Source organism: Citrobacter sp. Cb080, assembly GCF_030334745.1.
GTDB lineage: Bacteria > Pseudomonadota > Gammaproteobacteria > Enterobacterales > Enterobacteriaceae > Citrobacter > Citrobacter braakii.
The window spans coordinates 1-444 of record NZ_JAOWDG010000012.1 but is presented as its reverse complement, the minus strand read 5'-3'; the positions used below and the strand labels follow the sequence as shown (position 1 = coordinate 444).

The following is a 444-nucleotide window of genomic DNA, read 5'->3' as shown; positions in this document are numbered from 1 at the left end:
TATAGGTTATGTCGGTTACCCAACGCTCATCCGGAGCATCCGGATTGAACTGTCGCTGGAGCCTGTTGGGCGACACGATACTGGCCTCGCCTTTACGTGCCCACGGGCTCCGGTATCCGACCTGAGCCTTTATCCCGACACGTTTCATCAGTCGCCAGACTCTGTTGACTCCGCACTGTTGCCCGCTGTCCCGCAGATCCAGATGGATCTTGCGATAACCATAGACGCATCCCGATTCCAGCCAGAACTGTTTAATCTGTCTTGTCAGTCTCAGGTCTGCCCGATGGCGTTGTGAATGCGGCTGCTGAAGCCATGCGTAAAAGCCACTGGGATGAACATCCAGCACCCGACAGAGCAGGCGAACAGGCCAGCAACGGGCGTTGTCACGGATAAAGGCGTACCTCAGTCGGACAGTTTTGCGAAGTACGCCGCTGTAGATTCAAT

The 444-nt window shown here is 55.6% G+C and carries 1 pseudogene; it reads right to left on the bottom strand.

The features are described from left to right. Nucleotides 1–430 (bottom strand): annotated as a pseudogene (locus OGV38_RS00180) (IS3 family transposase); the annotation flags it as partial. Nucleotides 431–444: the final 14 nt, after the last annotated feature.